Here is a 23,234-nt window from a genome sequence, read left to right on the forward strand (position 1 = left end):
GTACTTAAATTTAACATTTTATTAACATTAAGGTTTTAGTATGAGTGCATACTATTTTTTGTATATTTACAACAAAATCAATACTTCATGGAATTTTCACCTTTAAAATTGAATACTTTTTTATTTTTCAAATTACCTTCTGCATTTTGGTGCGGAGTAAGAACAAAATACATTTCACCTGAAAAATGTGTTGCGACAGTAAAACACCGTTGGTTTAATCAGAATCCGTTTAATTCAATGTATTTTGCGGTTCAAGCTATGGCAGCAGAGCTTACTACTGGTGCTTTAGTTATGTATCAAATAAAGAAAAGTGGTAAAAATATTTCGATGTTAGTGGCTAATAACAAAGGTAATTTCACAAAAAAAGCAAAAGGAAGAATTACTTTTACTTGTAATGATGGCACTATAATTGAAGATGCTATCAAGAAAACCATAGCAACTGGAGAAGGACAAACACTTTGGCTAAAATCAATAGGCGTTGATGAAAAAGGTGACCAAGTTTCTGAAATGGATTTCGAATGGAGTGTCCGTGTGAAATAATTATGATAGATTTTATAATTCTATTAACATTGCTTTTTATAAATTTGACCTCAAATTAAATACCTAATGAAAAAAACAATCTTCCTTACCTTATTATTGATAACTACTCTCTCCTATTCTCAGAAGAAAGAAAAAGTAAAAGGTTCAAAAATTGTAACTACAGAAATTAAAAAAATAGAGCCTTTTGAAGCTATAGAAGTTTTAGATAATATCGAAGTTTTTATTGTAAAAGGAACTGAATGTGGATTAGAAATTGAAGCCGACGATAATTTACATGATGCTATTGATATTGTTTTAAATGGTTCAACTTTAAAATTATCTACTTTAAAAAATGCTTTTGGTTATAAAAAATTAAGTGTTAGAATTACTTATAATGACAGTTTCAAATCAATTATTACAAGAAATGAATCTAGTGTAACCGCACTAGCTGATATTGAACTAGAAAATATTACTCTTAAAAGTTATGATGAATCCAAATTGTTCATCAATTCAAAAGCAAAGAATTTTACTTTAATTATGGATGATAAATCTAAAATTGAATTGAATTCAAAAGCGGATAAATCTGCCATAACTTTAAGTAAAAACGCTAAACTAAAAGCTTTAATTACTTCAAAAGATTTAACCTTTGACATGTATCAAAAAACGGATGCTGTTGTAGAAGGAGATGTTGACGATTTAAAACTTCGTTTAGATAATAATGCAACATTTGATGGAAAAAAATTAACTTCAAAAAATGTTTCCGTTATTTCGGAATCATACACTAATGTTAGTGTTTTATGTACTTCAAATATAATTATAGAAGCATCAGGAAAATCGGAAATTGATTTGTATGGTGATCAAAAAGTAGAATTAAAACGATTTGTTGACAGTGCTGTTTTGAAGAAAAGGCCGACAAAATAAATTTTTCTAAAAAATAGTTTTCAAAATCTTTGTAAACTTGATTATTGTTATATATTTGCACTCGGAATTTATAACAAATTTCGGGGTGTAGCGTAGCCCGGTTATCGCGCCTGCTTTGGGAGCAGGAGGCCGCAGGTTCGAATCCTGCCACCCCGACAAAAAGCTGAACTTTTATTAGTTCGGCTTTTTTTATTTTCAATAATTAAAATTTATATTAAAATAGTTTTTTGTCAACTACTTTACATTAAAATATTTTAAGAAAAACTTACCTTTGCATTTCATAAAAACAAACTAGTCATGTCTGATACAATAGAAAAAGTAAAATGTCTTATAATAGGTTCTGGTCCTGCTGGTTATACAGCGGCAATTTATGCAGCTAGAGCTAATATGAATCCGGTTCTTTATCAAGGAACGCAACCTGGTGGTCAATTAACAACTACCAATGAAGTAGAAAACTGGCCTGGAAATCCTGAAGGAATCACTGGACCACAAATGATGGTTGGTATTGAAGAACAAGCCAAACGTTTTGGTACTGATGTTCGTGATGGTTGGGCTACAAAAGTAGATTTCTCTGGAGATATTCATAAAGTGTGGATTAATAACACTAAAGAAATTCACTGTGAAACCGTAATTATATCAACTGGTGCAACGGCAAAATATTTAGGTCTTCCATCTGAACAACATTATTTGAATATGGGTGGCGGAGTTTCTGCGTGTGCGGTTTGCGACGGATTTTTCTACAGAAATCAAGAAGTTGTTATTGTTGGCGCAGGTGATTCTGCTTGTGAAGAAGCACATTATTTATCTAAATTGTGTAAAAAAGTTACGATGTTGGTAAGAAGTGAGAAATTTAGAGCTTCTAAAATCATGGAACAACGTGTTAGAAATACTGAAAATATCACAATTTTAATGAACCACGATACCGTTGAAGTATTAGGTGATGGTCAAGTTGTTACTAGCGTAAAAGCTTTAAACAAAACTACCAATGAAGAAATTGAAATACCTGCAACTGGATTTTTTGTAGCTATTGGACACAAACCAAATACTGATATTTTTAAAGACTATTTAACATTAGACGAAACAGGTTATATTATTAATATTCCTGGAACTTCTAAAACTAATGTTGCTGGAGTTTTTGTAGGCGGTGATGCTGCTGATCACGTTTACAGACAAGCTATTACTGCTGCTGGAACTGGTTGTATGGCGGCTTTGGATGCTGAAAGATATTTAGCTGCTAAGGAGTAATTTTTTCACACGAATTTCACGAATTTTCACGAATGCTTTAAACATAGATTTACTACGTCTGTTCGACCTTTGGTCTCGAGTCACGAATTATAAAAGCTGTTCCTATTTTGGAATGGCTTTTTTATTTAGAAAAAAGTCTTTTGAAAACTGATTTAGAATTTAAAGTATATCTATTAGCCCTGATAGTAATGAAAATTATTTTTTTTGTTGCCTGAGGCTCTCGAAGGCAACAAAAGAAATGATTGTAATGGATAGCAGGAAAACGGAAACCAAAAACTCCCAAGCATTTCGCTACTGATATTTATCAGCACAAGTCCTAAAAACAAAAAAACCGAACATTACTGCTCGGTTATTGTATATTGAATAATTGAAATTAGTCATTCATAGAAATCAAAAACTCTTCATTATTTCTAGTTTTCTTGATTTTATCGTTTATGGTATCCATTGCTTCTACTGGGTTCATGTCGGCTAGGAATTTACGTAGAATCCACATGCGTTTTAATGTGTTTTCGTCTAATAATAAATCGTCGCGACGCGTACTCGATGAAGTTAAATCGATGGCTGGGAAAATTCTACGATTAGCAATTTTTCTGTCTAATTGTAATTCCATATTACCTGTTCCTTTGAATTCTTCGAAGATTACTTCGTCCATTTTTGAACCGGTTTCAGTTAAAGCCGTTGCGATGATACTCAACGAACCACCGTTTTCTACATTACGAGCTGCTCCGAAGAAACGTTTTGGTTTTTGCAATGCATTGGCATCAACTCCACCCGAAAGTACTTTTCCTGATGCAGGTTGAACCGTATTGTAAGCTCTTGCCAAACGTGTAATCGAATCTAAAAGAATCACTACATCGTGACCACATTCTACCAAACGTTTCGATTTTTCAAGAACAATATTAGCGATTTTAACGTGTTCCATTGGTTCACGGTCGAAAGTTGAAGCGATAACTTCACCACGAACGCTACGTTGCATATCGGTAACCTCTTCTGGACGTTCGTCTATCAATAAAACAATTAAATAAACCTCTGGATGATTAGCAGCAATGGCATTGGCAATGTCTTTTAACAACATTGTTTTACCTGTTTTTGGTTGCGCCACAATCATTCCACGTTGTCCTTTTCCTATTGGTGAGAATAAATCGATTATTCTTGTAGAAGTGCTGGCTTGTCTGTCGGCAATTCTGAATTTTTCTTGAGGAAATATTGGGGTTAAATGATCAAACGAAACTCTATCACGAACGACTTGCGGATCGTGACCATTTATTTTTAAAACTCTTACTAATGGGAAAAACTTTTCACCTTCTTTTGGAGGACGCACCACTCCTTTTACAGTATCACCAGTTTTTAATCCGAACAAACGAATTTGTGAGGTTGACAAATAAATATCATCTGGTGAAGCTAAGTAATTATAATCTGATGAACGCAAAAATCCGTATCCATCGGGCATCATTTCTAAAACGCCTTCACTCTCAATGATTCCGTCAAATTCGTAATCAGCATCACGGAAGTTGGGTTTGTTTTTATTCTTGAAATTAGGATTTTGATTCGGATTCTGATTTGGATTTCCGTTACCATTACCGTTTTGATTTGGATTCTGGTTTGGGTTTTGATTCGGATTTTGGTTTTTATGCTTCTGATTCGGATTTTGATGTTTTACAGGAGCATTTTCTGTACCTTCTTGAATTCCTTCAGTTGAAGTTTCTTCTTCTTTTGGAGTAATTTCTGCTGTATTTTCTTCTGATGTAACCTTTGTAGGTTTTACAAACTTAGGTTTCTTTTGAAATTTTTCAGGTTTGGAAGCTACTTCGTTTATAGGAGCAATTTCTTCCTGAATTGAAGGTTCTACTTGTTCAACAGGAGTTTCAGAAAATAAGTCTTTCGATTTTTTTTCAATTTTCGGAGAAGCATCAGGAGCGATTCTAGCTCTTTTTGGTTTTTCTTCTTTTGGTGCAGCTACTTTTTCCTGAGAAGTATCAGATGAAGTTGCGGCTTGATGTTGTAAGATTTGCTCAATTAAAGCATCTTTCTTTACACCGTTAAATTTTATGGTTTTGGCCAATTTGGCAATTTCTTGAAGTTCAGATAACTTCATTCCTTTTAATGCAGAACTATCAAACATAAATGTTTATATATATTTTAATGGATTGAATGACAATACAAAATGTGTGGTGATTTTTTTTATTGGAACCTCCGTGTTTTTGAAGTACTTACGGATTTGTTATGCAATAATACGAATAATTTTCTATCAAGCAATAGTTTTTTAAAAAAAGAAAATATATTTTTGCGTTATAAATAAGTAATAATGTTACAAAGAATTCAAACCGTTTATTTAGCTATTGTATTCATTCTTGTAGGAGTGCTTCCATTTGTATTTCCGCTTTGGAAATTTGAAGGTGGAAAAGAATTCTATTTTATGAGTGAAATGCTATACCAAATTTTGTTTGGATTGAGTACAGCTCTAACTGTTTTGAGTATAATATCGTTTAAGAAAAGACAACAACAATTTGTTTTTAACAGATTGAATATGATATTAAATTTAATTTTATTAGGATTATTTGTTTATCGTTCACTAAATTTATCTGGAGAAACTCCTGTAGTTTCTGAGAAAGGTATTGGGATGTTTCTACCTATCATTTCTATCGTTATGCTGGTTTTGGCCAACAAAGCCATCAAGAAGGATGAAGATCTCGTAAAATCTGTTGACCGATTGAGATAAACCTATAAACTTAGTTTATTAGTGCGAAGAAAATCCTGAACGAAAGTTTGGGATTTTTTTGGTTTAATCTGAACTTGTTTCAGATTCTAAAATATATAAACTACATACAGATAAACGTGTATTTACTTCAAAATTCTAGATATTGAAAAAAGGCTATTAGCTAATATTTTTTTTAATCTTTATTTGTCTTATTTGATTATCAAGTAGGTTAACATATAGGATTTTCCCTTCCAATACATCTTCAAGATTCAAAATAACCTTAATTGTTTCGGTCGTAATATAACTACCAATTATTCCACAAATAGGGCTAATTACACCTATTTCAGAACAACTTTCACTTTTTAAGTAGTCGTTAAAATCAAAAATATCTTTCAAACTAAAGTCATTTAAATAATGAAAAACTGTTATATATCCTTGCCAATCTGAAACTGCTCCATGAACTAATACTTTTTTATGTTCAGCACAATAATCATTTATTATTGTTCTACTCATACCTTGATCTGTGCAATCGCAAATTATTTGATACTTTTTAGCAATTTCTGTAACAGAATTTTTCTCAATCTTTTTCTCAATTCTATTTATAATAATATTAGGATTTTGCAGTCTTAGTTTTTCCGCCAATACCGAAACCTTGCTTTTTCCAATATCGCTAGGTGTAAAAAGTATCTGCCTATGTAAATTAGATACTTCTACTTTATCAAAGTCACATATACCGATAGTTCCTACTCCCATTGCAACTAAATATGATGCAACAATAACTCCTAAACCACCTGCTCCAGCTATTAAAACAGAGGCATTTGCTAAATGTTTCTGCCCAGATTCACCTATTTCAGGAAGAATAATTTGCTTTTGGTATCTTTCTGTCATCTATTTATTTGCGAGGTGATTGTAGTATCAGTTATCTTATCATCATTGGCAAGTAAAAGTGCTTTAGATATAATTACCGACAATCCGTTATCGCCTTCAAAAGGTAAAAACAAATTATTATTTGTTTCTTTTAAACTTCTATCGGGAACGATACATAAATATTGGTCATTAGGTTCCATCAAAATATTAGTACTCCCAATATGAATTTTATAGGTTCTTATTTTGCCTTTAACAACCACAAATCTATCCTCAATGTGCGTTACAGAAGCTATTTTTAATCTAGGAATAAGTCCAAGTAAAATCTCTTTTCTGTTTTTGGCAATTTCTGATAAATCACCAAAAGAATAAGACTGCCAATAATCTCTGTAAGTAGGTAAGCCTCCTGAGTCGCTCCAAGTAGGATCGTTACCAACGCTAGATACACCCACAAACAAATCAACATCTCGCATAACTTCTGAAAATGCAATAGCTGGAATATCAACTAAATCAACTAATTCATTCGTTTCCGTATTTATGAAACGTATTTGGTCTGTTGTAACATAATTCCAAATTCCAGTTGCATTGAATTGGTCATCTGCATTTAAACTATTTACCCAAAATTCTGCACAAAGCTTATATTCAGGTAAATATAGTTTAGCAACATCATCGTCACCACCATCCCATGCACCTATTAATTTAGCTTTCCAATTTCTTCCTTTTGCTAGAGTAACATATTGATGTTGCTTCAAAATATGCGATGCCATCCGATTGCTATATGTCCTAGTGTTAACTTCGGCATCAGTTAACAAATAAATTTCTCGGTAAGCTTGCTTAAATGGTTGTTGAATTTGACCTTCCATTAAGAAATTTCTCCAATTTTTAACTTCTTGAGTGCTACTAGTAGCCGGATGCCAAAGTGAAACATGAGTGAACTTTTCTAATTCCAACTCTTCAAAATCAATTGTATAGAATTGATCTTTTAGGTAAATTGCCAAAACATTTTTTGAATTATTTGAAAAATTAAAAATTATTTTTTGAATCACAAAAGAGAGTAATCCATGTTGTTGATATTTTTCTTTAAAGTAATCTAAACTCATTACTCTGTCGCATCTAAGCATCCTGTCAATACGTTCCTTTTGTGCAGATGTGGTTTGGTCAATTTGCTTTTGTATGCTTTTTAGTTTTTTTAATTTGGCATCAAATTTATCTTTAACCAATTGCGGAACAGATTTCTGCTCTGTACCATCGGCTTTATACCATTTGATAATTGATTTACCCATCCCGATGAGCGAAAGAGTTCCTTTAATTTCATCAAATTGATAAGTAAATTCATGATTTTCTAGTTTAAAATCATCTACAGCTAAATCTTCAATTTCTGAGGAAGAAACCCCTAATTTAGTAGCTGCTTCTGCTATATACTTTTCAATTAATGCTAAAGTATTATTTTGTTTAATTTTTAATCTTAACCTAGATAATTGTGCTATACCGTCTAAACCTTTTGAAGCAAATAAAGTATATAAACACGCATTGCCTAATCCAGCCGAAGCTGGTCCTTTTTCGGGAATTTTTTTAAAACATCTTTCAGATAACTTACTTATAGTAATTATAGTGTTGCTATCATAATACCATGAAGACATCCATACAAAGCCTTTTAAAATATCTACATTCGGACTTGATAAAAATTCTATTGAATTATATTGGTATTCTTGTTTATAATAAATTTGAGTATGTGTAGTAATTGTTTCCTTTAAATTTATGATTTCTTGAAACCATTCTTGTGTTACTTTTTTAAACTTATCCGAACCTATTTTATCCATTGTTATTTTGGCTTCAGCTAAAAATTTTTGTGTAGGTTTTGCACCTGTAGCTTTTTGAGCCAATTGCATAAGTGTAAACCAATTTTGCTGGTCTTCCTTTTTGATTTGATCTAAAATTGCATTTCCAATATTTTTAAAATTGTCTTCACCAACAAAATATGTTGGTTTTACTGAATTCTCGTCATTTTCACTTTTAAATAAAAAGGATTTTATTTTTTCTTCTAATTTTAGTTGGTCTTTGTAATAATAAGAATTTGTCTCTTTTTCAAAACTTAAAATATCTTCCAGTATCGTTTTGATTGTGTTAGGAATATCAACATCAGGGTAATTAAACTCAATTTGTTTAAAAAAACCTGCTAAAGGCCACCAATGCATTTTATCATAGCCTTTCTCTGGAAAACTATTTTTAAAGGAACTGTACAAAGAAACAATTGTTCCTTCTGTAAATTTCATTTTACTTCTAAAAAGTGCGGGAATCATTTGGTTGGCCAATTGAAAATCTTTAGTTTCTTTTTTGGAACCTTTTTGATAGCCTTTAAAGTTGCTATTCAAGGATTCTGTCAAGAAAACTATAAATAATCCTTTTTTCTCGTCATCCCATTTTTTGATTATCTGGTTGTAACTTTCAATATTGGAGAAATTAACAGTATAAAAATAAGAGGATTCTTTTGTAGCTTCTTCAACACAATTTTCGAAAACTGTGATGAATTCATTTGATTGCTGTTCTCCTTGGATTCCAAAAGCAGATTTTAATTTATCTAAAATTCCCATAATTTAAAAAATTAACCACCGACCAAAGGTGTAAGTTTAACAAAAGAAATAATTGATTGATTATTTAGATTTACTATTTGACTTAATTCTTCTAATTGTTGATTGTCAACTAATATAAAAAAACCATTTTTTTGAAATGCATCTAAAGCAACATATATTTGTTTTTCAACATCGATGATTTGCTTCGGCTTTAGTTTAAAACCATTAAGAGTCCTTTCAGCATCTGAAGGTTTCACCAAACCATTGAAATAATCGGGAAATTTCTTATTGTAGATTTCTATTTCATGCGTTACTCTCTTTTCTATGAGTTCTTGGGTTGTAATGGATAATCTTTCGATTTCTATTTCAAATTGATTGGTAACTGTTCCATTTAATTGTTCGTCTTTGATAAGTACATTCATATATTTTACGTTTTAAAATATCAGCTAACATCAAAAATATGCGTAATTTCCGCAAATTGCAGTATTAAACTTTCTCAAAGTAACAAATTATTTTCAACTTAAAAAAACCTGACATCAGGAATATATAGATAGTTCGCGAACTGTCACTATCGTTTCCCTATTTCCACAATCTCCAAACTCTGAATTTTATCTCCATCGATTTCAAATCGTAACATTGTTCGCACTTGATGAAATCCTGAAATACCACACGCACCTGGATTCATGTGTAGTAAATTCAATGTTTTATCAAATTGCACCTTTAATATATGGGAGTGTCCGCAGATGAACAATTTTGGAGGATTCAATTTTAGTTCCTCACGAACAGCCTGATTGTATTTTCCGGGATAACCTCCAATATGTGTAATCCAAACATCAACTCCTTCGCACAAAAATCTATTATTTAATGGAAATTCCATTCTAGCTTTGTCGTCGTCTATGTTTCCGTAAACCGCTCGAAGTGGTTTTAGTTTTTTGATGGTATCGGTTACAACCAAATCACCAATATCGCCAGCATGCCAAACTTCATCTGCTTGATTTACATATTTTAAAATAGTATCATCTATATGACTGTGCGTATCGGAAAGTAAAAGGATTTTTTTCATTTATGCTGAACTTGTTTCAGTAATTATTTGCCACAAAGACACTAAGTCGCAAAGTTAATTATTTAGGAAAACTTTAAACATTCAATCTATTAAAATCTTTGTAAATTTGCAAAAGTGTTTTAAACTGAACACTGCCAACTGAACACTGAATACTAAATTTTGAGATACTTTCTAGAATTTGCTTACAAAGGAACTAACTATCACGGATGGCAATATCAGCCAAACGCAACTTCTGTTCAAGAAACTTTGACCAAAGCACTTTCCACGATTTTGAAAACAGAAATTGAATTAGTTGGTGCAGGCCGAACGGATTCTGGTGTTCATGCCAAGCAAATGTTTGCACATTTTGATTTTGACCAAGAAATTGATATTCCTTATTTAAGTCATAAACTCAATTCATTTTTACCAAAAGATATCGCCATTTTGAACATACATAAAGTTCACGATGAAGCTCATGCCCGATTTGACGCAAAAAAACGAACTTACGAATACCATATTCATACCAAAAAAGATGCATTCGAAAGTGACGATTCATGGTACTATCAAAATGATTTGAACCTTGACAAAATGAATGAAGCTTGCAAAATTCTATTCAATTACATTGATTTTGAGTGTTTTTCAAAAGTACATACGGATGTAAACACTTTTAACTGTAAGATTTTTGAAGCTAATTGGACCAAGAATGATAATCGATTAGTATTCACAATTTCAGCAGATCGATTTCTGAGAAATATGGTTCGAGCAATTGTTGGAACTATGGTAAATATAGGATTAGAAAAAGTATCTTTGCAAGACTTTATTCAAATAATTGAAAGCAAAGACCGAAAAAAAGCTGGATTTTCAGTTCCTGCACACGGATTGTATTTGACGAAAGTGGAATATCCTTATCTAGTGATTAGTGAAAAGTAAAGAATGAATATTAAAGATACTGAAACAAGTTCAGCATAAATGAAAGCAAAAGCATTCGACATACGTTTATTTAAACGTATTTTAAAATATACAAAACCCTATAAAACAGTTTTTTATGGTGTAATTGCTGCTGCGGTTTTGTTAGCGATTTTTGCTTCATTACGACCATTTTTATTGAAACAAACCGTTGACCATTATATAAAACCTCATGATCAAAATGGGTTGTTACTTTATGTTTCATTGATGGGTGTTGTCTTATTATTAGAAGGTGTTTTCCAGTTTTTCTTTGTTTTATGGGCAAATTTATTAGGTCAAAATATTATTAAAGATATTCGTTCTAAACTTTTCAAACATATGTTGAGTTTTAGAATGAAATATTTTGACAATGCACCTGTTGGACAATTAGTTACGCGTTCCGTTTCGGATATTGAACAAATTGCGAGAATCTTTAGTCAAGGTTTGTTTATGATTATCAGTGATTTGCTAAAAATGCTTGCTTGTCTAATCATTATGTTTTACATGAATTGGAAACTAACTTGGATTGTAATTGCAGCTATGCCAATTTTGGTTTACATCACAAGAATTTTCCAACGTAAAATGCAAGTGGCTTTTGAAGAAGTAAGAAATCAAGTGGCAAATTTGAATACGTTTGTTCAAGAACGTGTAACCGGAATGAAAATCGTGCAACTGTTTAATCGTGAAGATATTGAATATCAAAAATTTAAAGACATTAATCAAAAACACAATGTTGCTTGGATTAAAACCATTTTATACAACTCTATTTTCTTTCCCATCGCCGATATTATTTCGTCGTTAACATTAGGATTTGTAGTGCTTTATGGAGGTTTCCATATTTTAGATGGCGATAAGTTTACTACGTTTGGAGATTTATTCTCCTATACAATGTTCATTGGTATGTTGTTCAATCCGTTGCGTCAAATTGCAGATAAATTCAACGAGATGCAAATGGGAATGATTGCTGCCAACAGAGTTTTTGATATTTTAGACACAGAAGAAGATGTGCAACAAACTGGAACTATCGAAGCCAAACATTTTGCTGGAAACATCCGTTTTGAAAACGTTCGATTCAGTTACATTAAAGATGAGGAAGTTTTAAAAGGTATTTCATTGGAAGTAAAATCAGGTGAAACTATCGCGATTGTGGGTTCAACAGGTGCTGGAAAATCTACAATTATTAATTTGTTGAATCGTTTTTACGAAATCAATTCAGGAACAATATCAATTGACAATCAAGATATTAACACCTTTACTTTAGAAAGTTTACGTGCACAAATTGCAGTGGTTTTGCAAGATGTATTCCTATTTGCTGATACAATCTATAACAATATTACTTTAAATAATACTAATGTTTCTCGTGAAGAAGTTATTGCTGCTTCCAAGAAAATAGGTGTTCACGAATTCATTATGAGTTTGCCTGACGGTTATGATTATAATGTAAAAGAACGCGGCGTGATGTTATCGTCTGGGCAACGCCAATTGATTGCTTTTTTACGTGCTTATGTTAGCAATCCGAGTATTCTTATTTTGGACGAAGCTACTTCTTCTATTGATACCTATTCTGAAGAATTGATTCAAAGAGCAACAGAAACTATTACAAAAGATAGAACTTCTATAGTGATTGCGCATAGATTGGCAACCATTGTAAATGCTGACAAAATTATCGTTATGGATAAAGGTCAAATTGTAGAATCTGGAACGCATCAAGAATTGGTTACCAAAGAAAATGGTTATTACAAGAACTTGTACGATTCACAATTTTCTGAAGCAATCTAAAAACCATTTCGTTTTTATTATATTTGATAAAAATTAAATAAAACTATGGCATTTACTATTGCAATTTCAGACGAAAGAACTCCTTTAAAAAACAATACTTGGTTAAAAATTTTCATCGGATTTTTTCTGATAAATTGGATTAATTCATACGTAGGAAATACCGATACAGCCAATTGGATTTTAGAAAACACCTTAGTCTTTCTATTTCTAGGTTTTATGATTTTTACCTATAAAAAATTCATATTCAGCGATTTAAGTTATTTATTAGTTTGCATTTACTTATGTCTTCACGTTTATGGTTCCAAATATACATATGCAGAAAACCCTTTTGGCTATTGGCTGAAAGATGCTTTAGATTTATCTCGAAATCATTATGATAGAATTGTTCATTTTAGTTTCGGATTTTTATTGGCTTACCCAATGCGCGAAATGTTTTTGAAATGGTTAAAATTTCCTTCGTGGGTTGCTTGGACATTACCTATTGAAGTTACACTTTCTATTAGTGGTTTTTACGAGTTGATAGAATGGGCTGTTGCAGATGTTTTCTTCAAAGCGCAAGGTGATGCGTATCTTGGAACTCAAGGCGATATTTGGGATGCACAAAAAGATATTTTCTTAGCATTTTCAGGAGCCATTATTGCGACAACTATTGTTTCTATAATTAAAAGAATGATTTCAAAATAAATGGTATTTTTATGAAATTTAAAAAAATTAAATCAAGAATTGAAGTCTTTCACAGAGAGGGAAAAACAATTGAAGCAGCTAAATGGTTGCTGAAAATGTTTGATATTCAAGATCATAATTTAAAAGGATTTGCACTTAGAGAAAAAGCGGAACCAAATTACATTCTCTTAACTGCAGAAGGCGATTTTGGAGAACAACAAGTCATAAGAGTCCCTGAAAATATTTTTCAATTTTCGTTACCTTTAGTTCTTACACTAATTACGCACGAAATGGTTCATGTGCGTCAAAAATCAAGAAAACCATATGTTGAAGACCGATTAGAACGTGAATGGCAGGCCTATTACGAAATGCTTTTTCATAAAATCTTTCCAAATTATCTAGAAGTTTCTAATTTTCACAAACGTTTTTTTGCCAACAAAGCATATGATTACTATAGAAGAATGGGTGAAGGTTCCGAATTACAAGCAAAATATGCCAATCAAAAAAAGGAAATGGAAGATTTGATTGCTTCTTTAGGCTAGAAGTTGTAACCATTTAAACACTTAAACTTTTAAACTATTAAACTCATATACTTTTAAAGTTTTTTACTAATTTTGCAATCTAAATTAATTAAAAAATCACACGTATAATGACACGAGCGCAAGCGACTGCATTTTGTACAAATAAAAAATAAACACGAACAAAATGAAATACGATATTATTGTTTTAGGAAGTGGTCCAGGCGGTTATGTTACAGCAATCCGTGCTTCACAATTGGGCTTTAAAGTAGCTGTTATTGAAAAAGAAAGTCTTGGTGGAATTTGCCTTAATTGGGGTTGTATTCCAACAAAAGCGCTTTTAAAATCGGCTCAAGTATTTGATTACCTAAAACATGCTTCCGATTATGGATTAATTATTAAAGAATTTGACAAAGACTTTTCTGCTGTTGTAAAACGTTCACGTGATGTTGCCGACGGAATGAGCAAAGGAGTTCAATTCTTAATGAAAAAAAATAAAATCGATGTTATTGATGGTTTTGGTAAAATAAAACCAGGTAAAAAAGTAGATGTAACAGCTGCTGACGGAAAAGTTACTGAATATTCTGCAGACCACATCATTATTGCAACTGGAGCTCGTTCAAGAGAATTACCAAATCTTCCTCAAGATGGTGTAAAAGTTATTGGATACAGACAAGCAATGACCTTACCTACTCAACCAAAGAAAATGATTGTAGTTGGTTCTGGTGCGATTGGAGTTGAATTTGCTCATTTCTACAATTCAATGGGAACAGAAGTTACTATTGTTGAATTTATGCCAAATATTGTTCCGGTTGAAGACGAAGATATTTCGAAACAAATGGAACGTTCTATGAAGAAAGCTGGTGTAAATATCATGACAAATTCTTCTGTAGAGCGCATTGACACTTCTGGAAATGGGGTAAAAGCTTATGTAAAAACAGCTAAAGGTGAAGAAGTTCTTGAAGCTGATATTTTACTTTCTGCAGTTGGAATTAAAACAAATATCGAAAATATTGGTCTTGAAGAAGTTGGAATTGCAACAGATAGAGACAAAATTTTAGTAAACGCGTACAACCAAACTAATGTTCCAGGATATTATGCTATTGGCGATGTAACTCCAGGTCAAGCCTTGGCACACGTTGCTTCTGCTGAAGGAATTAATTGTGTTGAAAAAATTGCAGGTTTACACGTAGAACCAATCGATTACGGAAACGTTCCTGGTTGTACTTATGCAACTCCAGAAATTGCATCTGTTGGTTTAACTGAAAAACAAGCTAAAGAAAAAGGATACGAATTGAAAATTGGTAAATTTCCATTCTCAGCTTCAGGGAAAGCCACTGCTGCTGGAACAAAAGATGGTTTTGTAAAAGTAATTTTCGATGCAAAATATGGTGAATGGTTAGGTTGCCACATGATTGGTGCTGGTGTAACGGATATGATTGCAGAAGCAGTTGTAGCAAGAAAACTAGAAACTACTGGTCACGAAATTTTAAAAGCAATTCATCCACATCCTACTATGAGTGAAGCTGTTATGGAAGCTGTAGCTGCTGCTTATGATGAAGTAATACATTTGTAAGTAAGAAATACAAAGTTTAAATCAATCCGTTTAGTTTAATAGCTAAACGGATTTTTTATTTTGAGGAAATGTATAAATTGACCACAAAATTATGTAACAAAGTAAGTTTAGTTAAAGTTAGCTTTGCACCGCTAAAAATAGCATACCTTTACAAGAATAGAAATTAGAAAAGTATATGATATAAATCAACAACTAGCTAATACGCTACTGTAAAATAGATTTATATTATGAAAATACACATAAAATACATGGTTTCACTTCGTTGTAAAATGGCAGTGAAGGAAGAACTAGACAAATTAAAACTGAAACACACTTCAATAGAGCTAGGTGAAGTAAATCTAAAGAAAGATATTTCTGGTGATGAAAGAGAATTTTTAAGAAAAGGACTTTTAAAAAAAGGACTTGAACTCATAGATGACAAGAAGTCATTGCTTATTGAGAAAACTAAAACTACTATTATTGAGATTATTCACTATTCTGAAAAATATCCCAAAGTGAACTATTCGGATTATATAAGTGAAAAATTAGACTATAACTACAACCATCTTGCTTCTCTTTTTTCTGAAATTAATGGTACTACAATTGCCAATTATATCATCATAAATAAAATTGAACGAGTAAAGGAATTGTTATTATATGACGAATTAAGTCTTACAGAGATTAGTTTAATGATGGAATACAGTAGCGTAGCCCACTTGTCGCATCAGTTTAAAAAAATTACTGGTTTAACTCCTACTTATTTCAAAAAAATAAAAAAACACAAAAAAAGAATCATGTTGGAGGAATTATAGAATTTCTTTATTACTTCAAAATAATTAAATCTGTTTGTTTACTCAAATAGATTTTTTTGTTCATTTTTTTTACAATATATTCAATAAAATGTTGTAACTTTATTATAATCGTTTCATAATGAAACTAATTCTTTAAAAATGGACATGATTTCGAAGTTTATAGAATCTTTAAAATCGTTCTTTATTGAAATCGGTGAACTCTCCTATTTCACTGGTAAATTTTTTGTTGAAGTTTTCAAACGTCCATTTGAATTCAAAGAATTTATTCGACAATGCTACTACATGGGAAATCGTTCCTTATTACTAGTTGGAGTAACTGGATTTATTATCGGATTAGTTTTTACCTTACAATCACGACCAACTTTAGAAGAATTTGGTGCTGCTTCCTGGATTCCTTCAATGGTGAGTGTTTCATTAATTCGTGAAATAGGTCCAATTATAACAGCTTTGATTTGCGCAGGAAGAATTGGATCAGGAATTGGAGCCGAATTGGGTTCTATGCGAGTTACAGAACAAATTGATGCCATGGAAGTTTCGGGAACAAATCCTTATAAATATTTAGTAGTTACTCGAGTTTTAGCCACAACATTGATGCTACCTCTTTTAGTCTTTTTTGGAGATGTAATAGGAATTTATGGTTCTTATTTAGTTGAGAATCTCAAAGCGGATGTCTCTTTAACACTATATATCAATCAAGTAATAAATATTTTAGAATTTAGTGACGTAATTCCATCAACTATCAAAAGTTTTTTCTTTGGATTTGCCATCGGAATTGTAGGATGTTTTAAAGGATACAATTGTAAAAAAGGAACTGCAGGAGTTGGAAAAGCAGCTAATGAAGCAGTTGTTTTCATTTCTATGTTGCTGTTTATTATTGACTTCATAGCGGTTTTTGTAACTAATATATTTTATGATTTATGATGCAAAAAACGAACATAAAACCAATTATAGAAGTAAAAGATTTACACAAAAGTTATGGAACGAATCATGTTTTAGATGGATTTCATTTAGACTTATATGAAGGTGAAAATCTTGTAGTTATGGGTAAATCGGGTTCAGGTAAATCGGTGATGATAAAATGTTTAATCGGATTAGAACAATCTGATAGCGGTTCGATTATTATCATGGACAAAAACATGAACGATATTCATAGAGAAGATTTAGATGAAATTAGAACCGAAGTTGGATTTCTTTTTCAAGGAAGTGCTTTGTATGATTCAATGTCAGTAAGAGAAAATTTAGAATTTCCGTTACGAAGACATACCAAAAAATTTGGAGTAATTGAAGATACAACTCCACTTGTCATGGAAGCTTTAGAAAATGTAGGCTTGGCAAATACAATCAATTTAATGCCAAACGAACTATCTGGCGGAATGAAACGAAGAATAGCTTTAGCACGAACTTTAATTCTAAAACCTAAAATAATTTTATACGATGAGCCTACAACTGGTTTAGATCCAATCACATCAAAAGAAATTATTATGTTAATGAAATCAATTCAAGAAAAATATAAAACTTCATCAATTATAATTACGCATGATATTGACTGTGCAAGAGTTATTGCAAATCGAATGATTTTATTAATCGACGGAATTAATTATGCTGAAGGAACTTTTGCAGAATTGTCTGCCTCTAAAGATCCTAAAATTGAAGCTTTTTTTAAATAAAATATAAAATGGAAAAAACAACAAATCAAAAAATCAAGCTTGGAATATTTGTCATAATTGGCTCATTATTTTTCATAATTGCTATCTATTTTATTGGCAATAAAAAAGATATGTTCAATGAAACTATTCAAATAAGTGCTGTTTTCAAAAATGTAAATGGTTTACAACATGGAAATAACGTTCGTTTTTCAGGAATAAACGTTGGAACTGTGAAAAAAATAATTATTGTAAATGATTCACTTATAAAAGTTGATATGCTAATCGAGGAAGATATTGCATCCCATATTAAAAAAGATGCGATGGCTTCAATAGGTTCAGATGGTTTGGTCGGAAACATGATTGTAAATATAATTCCAGGTAAAAAATCTAATGAAATGGTTAAAGATGGTGATGTCATTTTATCAGAAAATAAAGCATCAACCGACGAGATTCTGAAAACTATAAATTCTACAAGTGAAAATGCTAAGTTAATTACAGATAATTTAGTAAAAATCACCAATCAAATTAATAGTAAAAAAGGTACTATCGGAATGTTAATAAACGATACCGTAATGAGTGACGATTTGAAACAAACAATTTATAATTTAAAAGTTACAACCCAAAGTACTTCAAAATCAATGGCTAATTTGAATAAAATAATCAATGATTTAAACAATAAAGACAACGTTGTTGGAGCATTAAAAGATACTGTCACAGGAAGAAAAATCAAAATGATTATTGTGAATTTAGAAAAATCTAGTGAACAAATCAATAAAACAATAACTAATTTAAAAGACGGAAAAGGAGCTTTAAATTACCTTTCAAATGATCCTAAATTGGTAAAACAAATTGATTCAACTATGATTAATTTAAACCAAGCAAGTAGTAAACTGAACGAAAACTTGGAAGCTTTGAAGCACAATTTCTTTTTCAGAGGATATTTCAAAAAACAAGAAAAAGCTAAAGCTAAAGCCGCAAAAAAATAAAACACAACATCAACTTACAAAGATATAATCCTCAATTACAAAAGTAGTTGAGGATTATTTTATACTATTTAATAAAATATATCGTTTTCAGAGGAAATCAAAACTATAACCAAATGAAAAACTTTTTCTTATTAATTTGTTGCTTATTTAGCAGCATTGTATTCTCTCAAAACGCTATTAATGATGACAATACCATAAGTGTTGTTGGAGTTGGAACCAAATCAACTTTTCCAAATGCTGCACATATTACTATTGCCGTTAGATTTGTAAAACCAGCACTTCGTGATGCTATGAACGAAACTCAAAAAACTTCAAAAGACGTACTTACAATAATTAAAAAATACGTTTCAGACACTACTGATATTAAGGTAAGTCTTATCTATACTGACAAAGAATTCAAATATGACAATGCTCAAAAGAAAGAAGTTTTTGTAGGTTTTGAATCCAATCAAAAAATTATTTTTACTCTCAAAGACATCAAAAGAATGCAAGATTTTACCGAAGAAATTCTAAAAACTAAAATCTACGAAATTGAAAAAGTAGCTTATTTCCATACAGAAGCTGCTACTTTTATGAAACAAGCTCAAGAACTTGCCGTTGCTGATGCGATTGAAACAACCGAAAGATTAGCTAGAGCCGCAAAACTAAAAGTTGGAAAAATTACATATCTTAAATCCACTAACAGTCCTGTGAATGCAATTAATATGTCGGTAAACTCAGGAAATCTTCAAACGTATAATAAAAGTATGGGAGGCGAAGGCGTTTCGGCAAGCGGACAATTACTGAATTATACAGCAAATGTAAATATGAATACCAAGATTGATTAATATTTTTGATGCCAAATACGAATCCTCAATTGCAAAAGTAGTTGAGGATTTTTTTATATTTGATAGATTAAAATACAACAAATGGACAAACCAAAATCTACCGACGAGTACATTTCTAGCTTTCCAGCAGCAACACAAATTATCTTACAAGAAGTTAGAAAAACTATAAAAAGTGCCGCACCAAACGCCAATGAAAGCATTAGTTATGGAATGCCTGCTTATAAATTAAATGGAAAAGCTTTGGTCTATTTTGCTGGTTACAAAAACCATATTGGATTTTACGCAACACCAACTGGACATGCTGAATTTACTGAAGAATTAGCTAAATATAAACAAGGTAAAGGTTCGGTTCAGTTTCCTATAAACGAACCAATGCCATTAGATTTGATAACAAAAATTGTGAAATTTAGAGTTTCAGAAGTACTCAAAAAATAATTTAAATCCCTTTCAAACCATCAATCAAAGCATCAATATCTTCTTTGGTATTGTAATGACTGAAAGAAATTCTTAAACTTGGTTTTTTCAAATCTTCTTCTGCTAGAATTTCTGATAATACGTGTGATGGTTTTACGCTTCCGCTTTGGCAGGCGCTTCCGCGAGAAACAGCGATTCCTTTCATGTCTAAATTAAATAAAATCATAGCCGTTTTTTCTTCTGAAAAAGGAAGTAAAACATTCAAAATATTATAAAAAGTATCACTTCCGTTAACTTTAATTTCTGGAAAATGGAGTTTTAATTGTGTTTCACAATAGTTCTTCAAATCTGAAATAGCTTGTCGTTCTTCCACTAAATGTTCATAAGATAGTTCTAATGCTTTAGCCATTCCAGCTACTTGATGCACCGCTTCAGTTCCGGCACGAAGTCCTTTTTCTTGCTCGCCACCATATAAAAAAGGCTGCAAAACAATACCTTTCTTTACATAAGCAAATCCTGCTCCTTTTGGTCCATGAAATTTATGCGCACTTGCAACTGCGAAATCAATAGGAAGTTCGTGTAAATTAAACTCCTTTTTTCCAACAGATTGCACCGTATCACAATGAAATAAAGCATCATGCTGATGACAAATTCTACCTACTTTTTCAATATCTAAAACAGCACCAATTTCATTATTCACGTGCATTAATGTTACTAAAGTCTTTCCGCTTTTAGCCAATAACGTTACCAAATGCGTAATATCAATAGTTCCAGAAGGCAAAATATTTACGTAATCAACTTCTATTCCGAATTGCTTTTGCAAATTTTTAACCGTGTACAAAGTAGCGTGATGTTCTACCTTACTAGTTATGATTCTTTCTACTTTCAAGTCATTTACAGCGCTTTTAAGAATCCAATTGGTAGCTTCGGTAGCATTAGCGGTAAAAATAATTTCTTGCGCATTACAACCCATAAGTTTGGCAACAGACTTTCTTGAAGTTTCTAAAATCGTTTTTGCACTTCTACCAAAACTGTGTGTAGACGATGGATTTCCAAAATCATTTTGAAGTACACCAATCATCTCATTGATTACTTCTTGTCGAACTTGTGTTGTTGCAGCGTTATCGAGGTATATTTTTTTCATGAATTCTAAACTAGTTTCAACATCTTTTTGTGTTGAATTTACATTTCTATTTGGATATTATAAATGCAAAAATACTGATTATTATTTTACATTTTGCTTAAAATAAACTTCAGTTGCACCCAATCCATATTTTTGATAATTGGCATCTTGGAACGAAATATTCTCATATCGTTTTAACATAAAATCCAATTCGGCTTTCAAAACTCCTTCACCAACACCATGTATAAAAACGATTTTCGGAATGCGATTTCTTATAGCAAATTCAATGTGTCTTTTTGCTGTTTCTGTTTGTATATTGAGGATATCAAAATTGTTCATTCCACGAAAATTTTTAACTAATTTTTCGATGTGCAAATCAAATTCTGGGATGCCTTTTTCGATCTTATCCGACTTAAAAACCGAAACATTATTCTTTTTTTTAGGTGTTGAATCAATATTTTTTTTATGTAAAGCATCAGTTGTATTGATTGAACCTAAATAATTGGTATTGTTTTCTTTAATCAATTCGTTGACAAAATATGTCATCATAAATCCATCTGTAGTTTCGATGGTTACATCATTATTTTCAACAGCAATAACAACTCCATTTATTGCCTCATCTAAAACCGAAACCTTATCGCCTACTTCAAATTTTTTCGCTGTCATTTTCATCATCTTTTGGTGGAACTTTTGCTGATAATTTCATCATGCCAAACATAAAAATTAGGACGGCAATTATCGTGATATACAGGTTTGGCTTCTCACTATTTTGGTTCCAAAAAGCAACAAAAAAAGCAATCAGCAAAATGGGAATTAATAATTTTTTCATCATCATTATTTTAAAAAATCAAAAATAGAAAACTTAATATTAGAATGATGTATTTTAATTTTTTATTTGTAAAATTGTAGAGTAATAAATCAGAACGATGGAAGAATATATGCTGCCTTGTTTTTTTAAATCCTACACCGGACTAGATTGTATTGGTTGTGGAATTCAACGCTCCATTAATTTTCTGTTTCATGGAGAGTTTATAAAAGCACTCGAGATTTTTCCGGCTATTTATACCACAATCCTATTCTTTGTATTTATTGGATTGCACCTTTTAGACAAAAGAAGAGAATACCATAAAATGGTAATATTTTTAGCTATTGCAAATGCTAGTATTATGATTATTTCTTATGTTTACAAAATGAAATTTCTTTATTAAACTTTAAAACCAAAAACTATATAAAAATGGAAAATCGAAAATTACCCAACGCAACCGCAGTTTTAGTCTTAGGAATATTATCAATTCTTTTATGTTGGTGCTATGGTATCATAGGATTGATTCTAAGTATCATAGGACTAGCTATTTCAAGAAAAGATTTTGCAATGTACAATGCTGCTCCTCAAGATTTTGACAATTATCAAAACTTGAACATCGGTAGAATTCTTTCAATAATTGGAATCGTTCTGAACATTCTTGTACTTGCTTATTTCATTTGGATTATTTCAATGATTGGAATGGATGCATTAAGTGATCCTGCAGTATTACAAGAAAGAATTAAAGAATTACAAGGAAACTAATTCACATAAAAAAACCGTCTCGTTTTACACAAGACGGTTTTTTTTTATATTATTTTTTAAAATTTACATTCCACCTGCCATTGAAGCAAAGAAAGCAATCATCCCTATAGCAATGATTATGTATAAAGAAATTAAAACAATAATCATTATTCCTAAAAATTTGTGATGTTTACCTAATTGAACAAAAGCTTCTGATAGCGTATCTGAATTTCTATAATTCAAAGCATCTTTCATTTTTTTTGCATAATTGTAAAGATACAATATTGGAAAAAAATATATAACTGCCATCACAATATAGAAAATAGATATAAATCCTTTCATAGCACCAAAAGGATTCATTCCTGTTCTGCTATACGGATCTTCTGGTATCAAAGCCATTGCTGAACCCATAAAAATAGCCGCAAGAACCATAAAACCGACTCCTATAAATCCGATAATAGCTAAAAAAGTTGACCATTTAGCACTTTCTCTTAATCCTGCAACCGCTTGTTCATTTAATTGTAAGTTGATTTGGTTTTCCATAAAATAGTTGTTTTGGTT

Annotated in this window: 26 protein-coding genes and 1 tRNA gene; 18 read left to right on the forward strand and 9 right to left on the reverse strand. The window is 31.3% G+C overall.

Annotation, left to right across the window (positions count from 1 at the left end):
• Window positions 1-87: 87 nt before the first annotated feature.
• The 4 genes from ACIQ06_RS06465 (at window position 88) to trxB (ending at window position 2,685) form a co-directional block, all read left to right on the forward strand.
• Entirely contained in the window at window positions 88-540 is a 453-nt protein-coding gene (locus ACIQ06_RS06465; RefSeq protein ID WP_396144650.1) for a DUF4442 domain-containing protein, read from the forward strand.
• A 66-nt stretch (window positions 541-606) separates the two neighbouring features.
• Window positions 607-1,440 (forward strand): GIN domain-containing protein, encoded by an 834-nt coding sequence (locus ACIQ06_RS06470; RefSeq protein WP_396144652.1) that lies wholly within the window; start codon window positions 607-609, stop codon window positions 1,438-1,440.
• A gap of 81 nt (window positions 1,441-1,521) precedes the next feature.
• Window positions 1,522-1,596, forward strand: a tRNA-Pro gene (locus tag ACIQ06_RS06475).
• Between the two features lie 141 nt (window positions 1,597-1,737).
• The gene (gene trxB, locus ACIQ06_RS06480) at window positions 1,738-2,685 is read left to right on the forward strand and encodes a thioredoxin-disulfide reductase (protein ID WP_396144655.1); all 948 of its coding nucleotides are present in this window, start codon (window positions 1,738-1,740) and stop codon (window positions 2,683-2,685) included.
• Between the two features lie 373 nt (window positions 2,686-3,058).
• On the opposite strand, the gene rho is transcribed toward trxB, so the two are convergent.
• Window positions 3,059-4,807, reverse strand: a complete 1,749-nt coding sequence (gene rho / locus ACIQ06_RS06485; protein ID WP_396144657.1) for a transcription termination factor Rho — start codon at window positions 4,805-4,807, stop codon at window positions 3,059-3,061.
• Between the two features lie 183 nt (window positions 4,808-4,990).
• On the opposite strand from rho, the gene ACIQ06_RS06490 reads away from it, so the two are divergent.
• Complete coding sequence (locus ACIQ06_RS06490) at window positions 4,991-5,404, forward strand: DUF4293 domain-containing protein (RefSeq protein ID WP_396144659.1); 414 nt, start codon at window positions 4,991-4,993, stop codon at window positions 5,402-5,404.
• A 156-nt stretch (window positions 5,405-5,560) separates the two neighbouring features.
• On the opposite strand, the gene ACIQ06_RS06495 is transcribed toward ACIQ06_RS06490, so the two are convergent.
• The 4 genes from ACIQ06_RS06495 to ACIQ06_RS06510 all read right to left on the reverse strand — a co-directional run bounded on the left by ACIQ06_RS06495 (window position 5,561) and on the right by ACIQ06_RS06510 (window position 9,880).
• Window positions 5,561-6,271: a HesA/MoeB/ThiF family protein gene (locus ACIQ06_RS06495; RefSeq protein ID WP_396144661.1), complete on the reverse strand. Its 711-nt coding sequence runs from the start codon at window positions 6,269-6,271 to the stop codon at window positions 5,561-5,563.
• Window positions 6,268-8,838 (reverse strand): DUF4132 domain-containing protein, encoded by a 2,571-nt coding sequence (locus ACIQ06_RS06500; RefSeq protein ID WP_396144663.1) that lies wholly within the window; start codon window positions 8,836-8,838, stop codon window positions 6,268-6,270. Before ACIQ06_RS06500 ends, ACIQ06_RS06495 begins: the two co-directional genes overlap by 4 nt.
• 11 nt (window positions 8,839-8,849) lie before the next feature.
• A complete protein-coding gene (locus tag ACIQ06_RS06505; RefSeq protein WP_298306810.1) occupies window positions 8,850-9,239 on the reverse strand; it encodes a hypothetical protein in 390 nt (129 codons plus the stop codon).
• Between the two features lie 146 nt (window positions 9,240-9,385).
• Complete coding sequence (locus ACIQ06_RS06510; protein WP_396144665.1) at window positions 9,386-9,880, reverse strand: metallophosphoesterase family protein; 495 nt, start codon at window positions 9,878-9,880, stop codon at window positions 9,386-9,388.
• A gap of 159 nt (window positions 9,881-10,039) precedes the next feature.
• Between ACIQ06_RS06510 and truA the strand changes: the two genes are divergently transcribed.
• From truA to ACIQ06_RS06565, 11 genes are all read left to right on the forward strand, one after another.
• The gene (gene truA, locus ACIQ06_RS06515) at window positions 10,040-10,789 is read left to right on the forward strand and encodes a tRNA pseudouridine(38-40) synthase TruA (RefSeq protein ID WP_396144667.1); all 750 of its coding nucleotides are present in this window, start codon (window positions 10,040-10,042) and stop codon (window positions 10,787-10,789) included.
• A 39-nt stretch (window positions 10,790-10,828) separates the two neighbouring features.
• Window positions 10,829-12,583, forward strand: coding sequence for an ABC transporter ATP-binding protein (locus ACIQ06_RS06520; RefSeq protein ID WP_396144671.1), 1,755 nt, complete (start codon window positions 10,829-10,831; stop codon window positions 12,581-12,583).
• A gap of 45 nt (window positions 12,584-12,628) precedes the next feature.
• Window positions 12,629-13,267, forward strand: a complete 639-nt coding sequence (locus tag ACIQ06_RS06525) for a DUF2238 domain-containing protein (RefSeq protein ID WP_396144673.1) — start codon at window positions 12,629-12,631, stop codon at window positions 13,265-13,267.
• Window positions 13,268-13,278: 11 nt separating this feature from the next.
• Entirely contained in the window at window positions 13,279-13,788 is a 510-nt protein-coding gene (locus ACIQ06_RS06530; RefSeq protein WP_396144675.1) for a hypothetical protein, read from the forward strand.
• 163 nt (window positions 13,789-13,951) lie between these two features.
• Window positions 13,952-15,340, forward strand: coding sequence for a dihydrolipoyl dehydrogenase (lpdA, locus tag ACIQ06_RS06535; RefSeq protein WP_396144677.1), 1,389 nt, complete (start codon window positions 13,952-13,954; stop codon window positions 15,338-15,340).
• Window positions 15,341-15,567: 227 nt separating this feature from the next.
• Complete coding sequence (locus ACIQ06_RS06540) at window positions 15,568-16,131, forward strand: helix-turn-helix domain-containing protein (protein WP_396144679.1); 564 nt, start codon at window positions 15,568-15,570, stop codon at window positions 16,129-16,131.
• 138 nt (window positions 16,132-16,269) lie between these two features.
• Window positions 16,270-17,052 carry an ABC transporter permease gene (locus tag ACIQ06_RS06545; protein WP_298306790.1) on the forward strand — a complete coding sequence of 261 codons (783 nt, stop codon included), beginning with the start codon at window positions 16,270-16,272 and terminating at the stop codon, window positions 17,050-17,052.
• Complete coding sequence (locus ACIQ06_RS06550) at window positions 17,049-17,798, forward strand: ABC transporter ATP-binding protein (RefSeq protein ID WP_396144681.1); 750 nt, start codon at window positions 17,049-17,051, stop codon at window positions 17,796-17,798. Before ACIQ06_RS06545 ends, ACIQ06_RS06550 begins: the two co-directional genes overlap by 4 nt.
• A gap of 8 nt (window positions 17,799-17,806) precedes the next feature.
• The gene (locus ACIQ06_RS06555) at window positions 17,807-18,763 is read left to right on the forward strand and encodes an MlaD family protein (protein ID WP_396144683.1); all 957 of its coding nucleotides are present in this window, start codon (window positions 17,807-17,809) and stop codon (window positions 18,761-18,763) included.
• A 113-nt stretch (window positions 18,764-18,876) separates the two neighbouring features.
• Window positions 18,877-19,590, forward strand: a complete 714-nt coding sequence (locus ACIQ06_RS06560) for an SIMPL domain-containing protein (RefSeq protein ID WP_396144685.1) — start codon at window positions 18,877-18,879, stop codon at window positions 19,588-19,590.
• 81 nt (window positions 19,591-19,671) lie between these two features.
• On the forward strand, window positions 19,672-20,025 hold the full coding sequence (locus tag ACIQ06_RS06565) for an iron chaperone (protein WP_396144687.1): 354 nt from the start codon (window positions 19,672-19,674) through the stop codon (window positions 20,023-20,025).
• Between the two features lies 1 nt (window position 20,026).
• On the opposite strand, the gene ACIQ06_RS06570 is transcribed toward ACIQ06_RS06565, so the two are convergent.
• The 3 genes from ACIQ06_RS06570 to ACIQ06_RS06580 all read right to left on the reverse strand — a co-directional run bounded on the left by ACIQ06_RS06570 (window position 20,027) and on the right by ACIQ06_RS06580 (window position 21,956).
• Window positions 20,027-21,148, reverse strand: a complete 1,122-nt coding sequence (locus tag ACIQ06_RS06570; protein ID WP_396144689.1) for a cysteine desulfurase family protein — start codon at window positions 21,146-21,148, stop codon at window positions 20,027-20,029.
• Window positions 21,149-21,229: 81 nt separating this feature from the next.
• Window positions 21,230-21,793 carry a Smr/MutS family protein gene (locus ACIQ06_RS06575; RefSeq protein WP_396144691.1) on the reverse strand — a complete coding sequence of 188 codons (564 nt, stop codon included), beginning with the start codon at window positions 21,791-21,793 and terminating at the stop codon, window positions 21,230-21,232.
• Window positions 21,774-21,956: a hypothetical protein gene (locus ACIQ06_RS06580; protein WP_298306772.1), complete on the reverse strand. Its 183-nt coding sequence runs from the start codon at window positions 21,954-21,956 to the stop codon at window positions 21,774-21,776. Before ACIQ06_RS06580 ends, ACIQ06_RS06575 begins: the two co-directional genes overlap by 20 nt.
• 97 nt (window positions 21,957-22,053) lie before the next feature.
• Between ACIQ06_RS06580 and ACIQ06_RS06585 the strand changes: the two genes are divergently transcribed.
• Entirely contained in the window at window positions 22,054-22,335 is a 282-nt protein-coding gene (locus ACIQ06_RS06585) for a DUF2752 domain-containing protein (protein ID WP_298306769.1), read from the forward strand.
• Window positions 22,336-22,361: 26 nt separating this feature from the next.
• On the forward strand, window positions 22,362-22,694 hold the full coding sequence (locus tag ACIQ06_RS06590) for a CCC motif membrane protein (protein ID WP_298306765.1): 333 nt from the start codon (window positions 22,362-22,364) through the stop codon (window positions 22,692-22,694).
• A gap of 63 nt (window positions 22,695-22,757) precedes the next feature.
• Here the strand turns inward: ACIQ06_RS06590 and ACIQ06_RS06595 are convergent, their stop codons facing one another.
• On the reverse strand, window positions 22,758-23,216 hold the full coding sequence (locus ACIQ06_RS06595) for a DUF5362 family protein (protein WP_396144695.1): 459 nt from the start codon (window positions 23,214-23,216) through the stop codon (window positions 22,758-22,760).
• Window positions 23,217-23,234 lie beyond the last annotated feature (18 nt).

It is taken from the genome of Flavobacterium sp., assembly GCF_044341265.1.
Lineage (GTDB): Bacteria > Bacteroidota > Bacteroidia > Flavobacteriales > Flavobacteriaceae > Flavobacterium.

Bases quoted from the DNA above. Each gene is read 5' to 3' on its own strand.
- ACIQ06_RS06465 (WP_396144650.1), top strand. From the start codon at position 88: ATGGAATTTTCACCTTTAAAATTGAATACTTTTTTATTTTTCAAATTA.
- ACIQ06_RS06470 (WP_396144652.1), top strand. From the start codon at position 607: ATGAAAAAAACAATCTTCCTTACCTTATTATTGATAACTACTCTCTCC.
- trxB (WP_396144655.1), top strand. From the start codon at position 1,738: ATGTCTGATACAATAGAAAAAGTAAAATGTCTTATAATAGGTTCTGGT.
- rho (WP_396144657.1), bottom strand. From the start codon at position 4,807: ATGTTTGATAGTTCTGCATTAAAAGGAATGAAGTTATCTGAACTTCAA.
- ACIQ06_RS06490 (WP_396144659.1), top strand. From the start codon at position 4,991: ATGTTACAAAGAATTCAAACCGTTTATTTAGCTATTGTATTCATTCTT.
- ACIQ06_RS06495 (WP_396144661.1), bottom strand. From the start codon at position 6,271: ATGACAGAAAGATACCAAAAGCAAATTATTCTTCCTGAAATAGGTGAA.
- ACIQ06_RS06500 (WP_396144663.1), bottom strand. From the start codon at position 8,838: ATGGGAATTTTAGATAAATTAAAATCTGCTTTTGGAATCCAAGGAGAA.
- ACIQ06_RS06505 (WP_298306810.1), bottom strand. From the start codon at position 9,239: ATGAATGTACTTATCAAAGACGAACAATTAAATGGAACAGTTACCAAT.
- ACIQ06_RS06510 (WP_396144665.1), bottom strand. From the start codon at position 9,880: ATGAAAAAAATCCTTTTACTTTCCGATACGCACAGTCATATAGATGAT.
- ACIQ06_RS06520 (WP_396144671.1), top strand. From the start codon at position 10,829: ATGAAAGCAAAAGCATTCGACATACGTTTATTTAAACGTATTTTAAAA.
- ACIQ06_RS06525 (WP_396144673.1), top strand. From the start codon at position 12,629: ATGGCATTTACTATTGCAATTTCAGACGAAAGAACTCCTTTAAAAAAC.
- ACIQ06_RS06530 (WP_396144675.1), top strand. From the start codon at position 13,279: ATGAAATTTAAAAAAATTAAATCAAGAATTGAAGTCTTTCACAGAGAG.
- lpdA (WP_396144677.1), top strand. From the start codon at position 13,952: ATGAAATACGATATTATTGTTTTAGGAAGTGGTCCAGGCGGTTATGTT.
- ACIQ06_RS06540 (WP_396144679.1), top strand. From the start codon at position 15,568: ATGAAAATACACATAAAATACATGGTTTCACTTCGTTGTAAAATGGCA.
- ACIQ06_RS06545 (WP_298306790.1), top strand. From the start codon at position 16,270: ATGGACATGATTTCGAAGTTTATAGAATCTTTAAAATCGTTCTTTATT.
- ACIQ06_RS06550 (WP_396144681.1), top strand. From the start codon at position 17,049: ATGATGCAAAAAACGAACATAAAACCAATTATAGAAGTAAAAGATTTA.
- ACIQ06_RS06555 (WP_396144683.1), top strand. From the start codon at position 17,807: ATGGAAAAAACAACAAATCAAAAAATCAAGCTTGGAATATTTGTCATA.
- ACIQ06_RS06560 (WP_396144685.1), top strand. From the start codon at position 18,877: ATGAAAAACTTTTTCTTATTAATTTGTTGCTTATTTAGCAGCATTGTA.
- ACIQ06_RS06565 (WP_396144687.1), top strand. From the start codon at position 19,672: ATGGACAAACCAAAATCTACCGACGAGTACATTTCTAGCTTTCCAGCA.
- ACIQ06_RS06570 (WP_396144689.1), bottom strand. From the start codon at position 21,148: ATGAAAAAAATATACCTCGATAACGCTGCAACAACACAAGTTCGACAA.
- ACIQ06_RS06575 (WP_396144691.1), bottom strand. From the start codon at position 21,793: ATGACAGCGAAAAAATTTGAAGTAGGCGATAAGGTTTCGGTTTTAGAT.
- ACIQ06_RS06580 (WP_298306772.1), bottom strand. From the start codon at position 21,956: ATGAAAAAATTATTAATTCCCATTTTGCTGATTGCTTTTTTTGTTGCT.
- ACIQ06_RS06585 (WP_298306769.1), top strand. From the start codon at position 22,054: ATGGAAGAATATATGCTGCCTTGTTTTTTTAAATCCTACACCGGACTA.
- ACIQ06_RS06590 (WP_298306765.1), top strand. From the start codon at position 22,362: ATGGAAAATCGAAAATTACCCAACGCAACCGCAGTTTTAGTCTTAGGA.
- ACIQ06_RS06595 (WP_396144695.1), bottom strand. From the start codon at position 23,216: ATGGAAAACCAAATCAACTTACAATTAAATGAACAAGCGGTTGCAGGA.